We start from the raw sequence: 6,744 nt of genomic DNA on the forward strand, positions 1-6,744 counted from the left end.
CAGGACGTACGGAGGGGGCGGGAGGGTGGCGGCCCGGTGAGCGCGTCCCTGCGTGGTCGCCATGTACGCTCTTCGGTTCATGGAACGGAGTGCGTACGAAAGGGAGTTGCTCGCCCTGGAAGTGGAGGTCATCCACGGCCTCGTGCCGGGAAGGGGCGGGGAGCTGCCCACGGTGACCGACCCGTCGGTGCTGGCGGTCCAGGCCTGGTCGCCGGGGGCGTGCGTGAGGGCATCGGGGGCGAAGGCCGACGGTTGGGGCGCCAGGCGCAGCGACGGCTGCGAGGCCCCCGTGGGTACGGAACAGCGGTATGCGCCGGGGGAGCCCCCGGACATCCTGGTGCGGCTGGCCGCGGCGCGCGCCGGCGCCGGTGACCCCGCGGAGCTCCGGGGCGGCCCCTGCTTCACCTTCCCGCCCCGCCCGGCGGACGACTTCCCCTGGCCCCTGCCCCTCCTGCTCTCGGACGCGGAAGGGCGGCGCGCCGCACGGCGGTTGACCCGCCCGGACAACTGGCAGCCCGGCGAGTGGGCGGAGTTGATCTCCGGCGCGGCGGGGGAGTGGGCGATGGCCGTGCGCGACGGGGAGCCCGTGTCGATCTGCCACACCCCGGCCGCGAACGACCGGGCGGCGGAAGCGGGCGTCTGGACCCGGCCGGATTTCAGGGGACGCGGCCTCGCCCCGGCCGTGACCGACGCCTGGGCCCGCCGGGAGGGCTGTCACCGGCAGACACTCTTCTACAGCACCACGGCCGACAACCACGCCTCCCGCGCGGTGGCCCGCAAGCTCGGCCTCACCCCGCTCGGCTGGATCTGGACGGTGCGCCGAGCGCCCGCTCGCACCGGCAGCCTGATCCGGCCGGGGATATGACACAGGCTCTAAGCTGGAGACATGGCCTACGAGATTCCGGTGACGCAAGCCCGAGCAGAGCTCGCCGAGCTGATCAACCGCGTCGTCTACGGCGGCGAGCGGGTCGTCGTCACCCGGCATGGCAAGCCGCTCGTGGCGCTCGTCTCCGCCGAGGACCTGGAGCGGCTCGAAGGGCTCGCGGACGCCTCGGAGGAGCGGACGGTCAGCACCGTCACGTCGATCGGCTCCGTGTCGGCTCCTCAGTCCGGGCGGCAGCGGTTCGGTATCGCGGCCGAGCACCGGGGGACCGACGCGACGTGACGTGAGGGGACCCGCGCGGTGTGTTCCTTCCAACAAAGTCCCTGCCGACAAAGCCCCTGCCGAGACGCTTCGGCAGGGGCTTTGTGCATGGGTGGGTATGGCCCAGCCCTGCTGACAGTCATGAGTCGGTCAATGACTGGTTAACCTCGTTGAAACTCCTCTCAACTACCTTCCCGTGCCACGCCACCAGCGGATTTTCTAGCCGGGGTGCGCAAGATCGCGCGCCTTCGCTGTGTGTTACATCTATACCCGTCGCGGTGGCCGCGGCAGCCGGACCCCGCACGGTTCGGAGTGAGAACTTTGAGGTGGGACGCGTGCAACTGACCCCGCACGAGCAGGAGAGACTGCTCATCCATGTGGCCGCGGACGTGGCCGAGAAGCGAAAGGCGCGGGGGCTGCTGCTCAACCACCCCGAGGCGATCGCCCTCATCACCTCGCACATCCTCGAAGGAGCCCGCGACGGCCGCTCCGTCGCCGAGCTCATGTCCTCCGGACGGCAGGTCCTCACCCGCGACGACGTCATGGTGGGCATCCCGGAGATGATCCACGACGTCCAGGTCGAGGCCACCTTCCCGGACGGCACCAAGCTCGTCACCGTTCACGAGCCGATCGTCTGACGGGAGTTCGCACCTCATGCATGCCGCAACGCACGGCACCGGCCACGGGATGGTTCCCGGAGAGATCCTCTTCGCGGACGACCCTGTCCCCTTCAACGTAGGCCGCGAGGTCACCCGCCTCACCGTCCTCAACGCCGCCGACCGCCCCGTCCAGGTCGGCTCCCACTACCACTTCGCCGAGGCCAACCCGGGTCTGGACTTCGACCGCGGCGCCGCACACGGAAAGCGGCTCAACATCGCCGCCGGAACCGCCGTGCGCTTCGAGCCCGGAATCCCCGTCGACGTCGAACTCGTCCCGCTGGCCGGCAAGCGCATCGTGCCCGGTCTGCGCGGCGAGACCGGAGGTGCCCTCGATGCCTGAACTGTCCCGCGCCGCGTACGCCGATCTGTTCGGCCCCACGACCGGCGACCGGATCCGGCTCGCCGACACCGACCTTCTCATCGAGATCGAGGAGGACCGCTCGGGCGGCCCCGGCCGCTCCGGCGACGAGTCGGTCTTCGGCGGCGGCAAGGTCATCCGCGAGTCGATGGGTCAGTCGCGGACGACCCGCGCCGAAGGCGCCCCCGACACCGTTGTCACCGGTGCGGTGGTCATCGACCACTGGGGCATCGTCAAGGCCGACGTCGGCATACGGGACGGCCGTATCACCGGCATCGGCAAGTCCGGCAACCCGGACACGATGGACGGCGTCCACCCCGACCTCGTGATCGGCCCCGAGACCGAGGTCATCGCGGGCAACGGCAAGATCCTCACCGCGGGCGGCATCGACACCCACATCCACTTCATCTCGCCGACCATCGTCGACGAGGCGCTGGCCTCCGGCGTGACCACGCTCTTCGGTGGCGGCACCGGTCCCGCCGAGGGCAGCAAGGCGACCACCATCACGCCCGGCGCCTGGCACCTCGCCCGGATGTTCGCCGCGCTCGAGTCCAGCCCGGTCAACATCGGCTTCCTCGGCAAAGGCAACACCGTCAACGCCGATTCGATGCACGCCCAGCTCCGCGCCGGCGCCGTCAGCTTCAAGATCCATGAGGACTGGGGCGCGACGCCCGCCACCATCGACGCCTGCCTGAACGTCTGTGAGGAGACCGGCGCCCAGCTCGCCGTCCACACCGACACGTTGAACGAAGCGGGCTTCATCGACGCGACGTTCGACGCGGTCGCGGGCCGTACCCTGCACGCCTTCCACGTGGAGGGCGCGGGCGGCGGACACGCCCCCGACATGATCACGGCGGTCTCGCTCCCCAACATGCTGCCGAGCTCCACCAACCCGACCCGGCCGCACACCGTCAACACCGTCGAGGAGCACCTCGACATGCTGATGGTCTGCCACCACCTCAACCCGGCCGTCCCCGAGGACCTCGCCTTCGCGGAGTCCCGCATCCGGCCCACCACGATCGGCGCGGAGGACATCCTCCACGACCTCGGTGCCATCTCGATCATGTCCTCGGACTCCCAGGCCATGGGCCGCATCGGCGAGGTCATCATGCGGACCTGGCAGACCGCCCATGTGATGAAGCGGCGCCGCGGCTTCCTGCCCGGGGACACCCGGGCCGACAACCGTCGCGCACGTCGCTATGTCGCCAAGTACACGATCAACGCGGCAGTCGCCCAGGGCATCGACCACGAGATCGGCTCGGTCGAGAGCGGCAAGCTGGCCGACCTGGTCCTCTGGGACCCGGCGTTCTTCGGCGTCAAGCCGCAGCTCGTCCTCAAGGGCGGACAGATCGCCTACGCGCAGATGGGCGACGCCAACGCCTCCATCCCGACCCCGCAGCCGGTGCTGCCGCGCCGCATGTTCGGGGCGCACGGCAGGGCGCCGGGCCTCAACTCGATCAACTTCGTGACACAGTCGGCCCTTGACGACGGGCTCCCGGAACGCCTCGGCCTGGACAAGCCGTTCACCGCGATCCACTCCACCCGCGGCCGCAGCAAGGCCGACATGCGCGAGAACGACGCGCTGCCCCGGGTCGAGGTCGCCCCCGACAGCTTCGCCGTCACCATCGACGGTGAGCTCGTCGAACCGTCGCCCGCCTCCGAACTGCCGCTCGCCCAGCGGTACTTCCTCTTCTGACGGCCCCGAAGCACGCAGGCGACGATCACATGTCACGAGCAGCATTCCTCGTCCTCGCGGACGGCCGCTTCCCCGCCGGAGGGCACGCCCACTCCGGCGGGGCCGAGGCCGCCGTCAAGGCGGGACGCATCACCGGCGCGGCGAGCCTGGAGGCCTTCTGCCGGGGGCGGTTGCACACCTCCGGGCTGGTGTCGGCGGCTCTGGCCGCGGCCGCCGCCCTGGGCGTCGACCCCGGCACCCTGGACGAGGCCGCGGACGCCCGCACACCGTCGGCCGCCCTGCGCACGGTGGCGCGACGGCTCGGCCGTCAGATGATGCGGGCCGCCCGCGCGACCTGGCCGCACCCCGAACTCGACGCGCTGGCACGGCAGTTCCCCAAGGGAGCCCATCAGCCCGTCGTCCTCGGACTCACCGCCAGGGCCGCCGGGCTCGGGCCCGACGACGCCGCGTACTGCTCCGCGTACGAAGGGATCAGCGGTCCGGCGACCGCCACCGTGCGGCTGCTCAGCCTGGACCCCTTCGACGCCACGGCGGTCCTGGCCCGTCTCGCCCCGGACCTCGACCATGTCGCGCGGCTGGCGGCCGACGCGGCGAGACGCGTCGTCGACGAGGGCGTCGACGCGCTGCCCGCGGCGTCGGCACCGCTTCTGGAGATCGGCGCGGAGGTCCATGCGGCGTGGCCTGTGCGGTTGTTCGCCTCGTAACCGCCTCAGTCTTCGCAGTCCCCGGATCGACAGCCCGCAAGCCCGCAAGCCCGCAAGCCCGCAAGCCCGCAAGCCCGCAAGTCTTCAGCCCCGTCGGCCCGAACGGCCGCCACCCGAACCGCCGCACGGGCCGAAACCCCCGCCCGTGCCGAACCATTGGAGTCGCACATGCACCTCGACCACTCCCACGACGGCCCTGCCGCGGTCAGCGCCGACGCCCACCGCCCCGACGGAAGCCGTCGCGCGCTGCGCATCGGGCTCGGCGGCCCGGTCGGCTCAGGCAAGACCGCGACCGTCGCCGCGCTCTGCCGCGAGCTGCGCGACCAGCTCTCCCTCGCCGTCGTCACCAACGACATCTACACCCGGGAGGACGCCGAGTTCCTGCTGCGCGAGGCCGTTCTGCCGCCCGAGCGCATCACCGCCGTCGAGACGGGTGCCTGCCCGCACACCGCGATCCGCGACGACATCTCCGCCAACCTGGAGGCCGTCGAGGACCTGGAGGACGAGGTCGGCCCGCTCGACCTGATCCTCGTCGAGTCCGGCGGCGACAACCTCACGGCCACCTTCTCCAAGGGTCTCGTCGACGCGCAGATCTTCGTGATCGACGTCGCGGGCGGGGACGACATCCCGCGCAAGGGCGGCCCCGGCGTCTCCACGGCGGACCTGCTCGTCGTCAACAAGACCGACCTCGCCCCGCACGTCGGCTCCGACCTCGCCCGGATGGCCGCCGACGCCAAGGAGCAGCGCGCCGAACTGCCCGTCATCTTCCAGTCGCTGCGGTCGGGCGAGGGTGTCGGTCCGGTCGCCGCCTGGGTGCGTGCGCAGTACGCCGCATGGACCGCGTCGGCGTGACGGTGGACCTCGCCCCTCGGGGCACACGGGAGTCGGACCACGGGGCACCGTCCGCGCCGGTGCGGCCGGCCGGGGGCGGCGCCGGGTCCGGTGGCGCGGGCATCCGGGCCACGGCCCGCGTCGAGGCGCGCGCCGACGGGCGGGGCGGCACCTCCCTGCCCGTCCTCGACGGCGAGGGCCCGCTCGCCCTGCGCCGCACCCGCTCCACCGGCGCCGCGGCGCAGATCACGCTCGTCGGCGCGATGAGCGGCCCCCTGGGCGGCGACCACCTCACCGTCGAGGCGGCCGCCCACCCGGGAGCGGCGCTGCACATCGCCTCGGCGGCGGCCACCATCGCCCTGCCCGGCCAGACCGAGTCGACGGCCCGCTACGACGTCCGGCTCACGGTGTCCGAAGACGCCGAACTGCACTGGCTGCCGGAGCAGTTGATCTCCGTGTGCGGCAGCGACCTGCGCGTCACGACGCGTGCCGAGCTCGCCCCCGGCGCCCGCCTCGTCCTGCGCGAGGAGCAGGTGCTCGGCCGCACCGGCGAAGCCCCGGGCCGCCTCACCAGCCGCCTCACCGTCCGCCGTGCCGGGCGGCTCCTGCTTGACCAGGAACTGGCCTGCGGCCCCGGCTCTCCCGGCGGCTGGGACGGCCCCGCGGTGCTCGCCGGGCGCCGCGCGGTCGGGCAACTCATCGTCGTACGACCCGAGTTTGAGCAGCACAAGCCGGGGGCCGCGCCGCTGGGGAAGTGGGCCGCGCTGACGCCGCTCGCAGGCCCCGGCGTCCTGGTCACGGCAGTCGCCCCGGACGCGCTCCTGGTACGGAAGGCGATGGACGAGGCCTTGCGTCTGCTGGGCTGAACCGCCGCGGCCGGGGCGGGCCAGGCAGCGGACGCACGCTCTGCCGGTGGTCCTCCAGACCCGCGACTGACTGGCGTGCGGCGTCAGCTTCGCGCCCGCGACACTCCGCTATCGGGCGAATATGCCCCGACTTCGGGCCATTGGCGGATGTACTGGGGTCTTCTGGTAATTCTTCTGGCAACTCACGTTCTGTACTGGAGTGACATGCGTACCCGTAATCTCCCCCTCGCCCTGAGCCTCGCCGCCCTCGCCCTGGCCGGCAGCGCCGGGAGTGCGGCCGCCATCGGCGACGACACCGGCACGCAGAGCGCCAGCGGCAACGGCGCCGAGCAGGCGTTCGGCAACAGCGGCACCCACGGCACGCAGAGCGCGCAGCTCACCGCGGTCCAGGGCTCGCTGAACAAGCTCTGCCTCGGCATCCCGGTCAAGGCCAACGTGGGCGCCCTCGTCGGCCTCGTGCCGATCGCCGTCCAGGACATCCCGATC

The 6,744-nt window shown here is 72.2% G+C and carries 9 protein-coding genes; all 9 read left to right on the forward strand.

Annotated features, from left to right (window positions below; translation table 11 throughout):
• Positions 1-79 precede the first annotated feature (79 nt).
• Positions 80-865, forward strand: coding sequence for a GNAT family N-acetyltransferase (locus ABZ953_RS07440; RefSeq protein WP_361718203.1), 786 nt, complete (start codon positions 80-82; stop codon positions 863-865).
• Positions 866-886: 21 nt separating this feature from the next.
• Positions 887-1,165, forward strand: a complete 279-nt coding sequence (locus ABZ953_RS07445) for a type II toxin-antitoxin system Phd/YefM family antitoxin (protein WP_361718206.1) — start codon at positions 887-889, stop codon at positions 1,163-1,165.
• A gap of 314 nt (positions 1,166-1,479) precedes the next feature.
• Positions 1,480-1,782, forward strand: coding sequence for an urease subunit gamma (locus ABZ953_RS07450; RefSeq protein ID WP_361718209.1), 303 nt, complete (start codon positions 1,480-1,482; stop codon positions 1,780-1,782).
• A gap of 49 nt (positions 1,783-1,831) precedes the next feature.
• Entirely contained in the window at positions 1,832-2,143 is a 312-nt protein-coding gene (locus tag ABZ953_RS07455; RefSeq protein ID WP_361718267.1) for an urease subunit beta, read from the forward strand.
• Positions 2,136-3,857, forward strand: a complete 1,722-nt coding sequence (locus ABZ953_RS07460; RefSeq protein ID WP_361718212.1) for an urease subunit alpha — start codon at positions 2,136-2,138, stop codon at positions 3,855-3,857. The genes ABZ953_RS07455 and ABZ953_RS07460 overlap by 8 nt, the downstream gene beginning before the upstream one ends.
• A 29-nt stretch (positions 3,858-3,886) precedes the next feature.
• A complete protein-coding gene (locus tag ABZ953_RS07465; RefSeq protein WP_361718215.1) occupies positions 3,887-4,561 on the forward strand; it encodes an urease accessory UreF family protein in 675 nt (224 codons plus the stop codon).
• A 168-nt stretch (positions 4,562-4,729) separates the two neighbouring features.
• Positions 4,730-5,413 (forward strand): urease accessory protein UreG, encoded by a 684-nt coding sequence (ureG, locus tag ABZ953_RS07470; RefSeq protein WP_361718217.1) that lies wholly within the window; start codon positions 4,730-4,732, stop codon positions 5,411-5,413.
• Positions 5,395-6,258 (forward strand): urease accessory protein UreD, encoded by an 864-nt coding sequence (locus tag ABZ953_RS07475; RefSeq protein WP_361718220.1) that lies wholly within the window; start codon positions 5,395-5,397, stop codon positions 6,256-6,258. The genes ureG and ABZ953_RS07475 overlap by 19 nt, the downstream gene beginning before the upstream one ends.
• A 204-nt stretch (positions 6,259-6,462) precedes the next feature.
• Positions 6,463-6,744: rodlin (locus tag ABZ953_RS07480; protein WP_361718223.1), on the forward strand; the 282-nt coding region annotated here is incomplete at its 3' end.

Source organism: Streptomyces sp. NPDC046465 (assembly GCF_040646035.1).
In the GTDB taxonomy this organism is placed as follows: domain Bacteria; phylum Actinomycetota; class Actinomycetes; order Streptomycetales; family Streptomycetaceae; genus Streptomyces.

Bases quoted from the DNA above. Each gene is read 5' to 3' on its own strand.
- ABZ953_RS07475 (WP_361718220.1), top strand. From the start codon at position 5,395: ATGGACCGCGTCGGCGTGACGGTGGACCTCGCCCCTCGGGGCACACGG.
- ABZ953_RS07455 (WP_361718267.1), top strand. From the start codon at position 1,832: ATGGTTCCCGGAGAGATCCTCTTCGCGGACGACCCTGTCCCCTTCAAC.
- ureG (WP_361718217.1), top strand. From the start codon at position 4,730: ATGCACCTCGACCACTCCCACGACGGCCCTGCCGCGGTCAGCGCCGAC.
- ABZ953_RS07440 (WP_361718203.1), top strand. From the start codon at position 80: ATGGAACGGAGTGCGTACGAAAGGGAGTTGCTCGCCCTGGAAGTGGAG.
- ABZ953_RS07460 (WP_361718212.1), top strand. From the start codon at position 2,136: ATGCCTGAACTGTCCCGCGCCGCGTACGCCGATCTGTTCGGCCCCACG.
- ABZ953_RS07445 (WP_361718206.1), top strand. From the start codon at position 887: ATGGCCTACGAGATTCCGGTGACGCAAGCCCGAGCAGAGCTCGCCGAG.
- ABZ953_RS07465 (WP_361718215.1), top strand. From the start codon at position 3,887: ATGTCACGAGCAGCATTCCTCGTCCTCGCGGACGGCCGCTTCCCCGCC.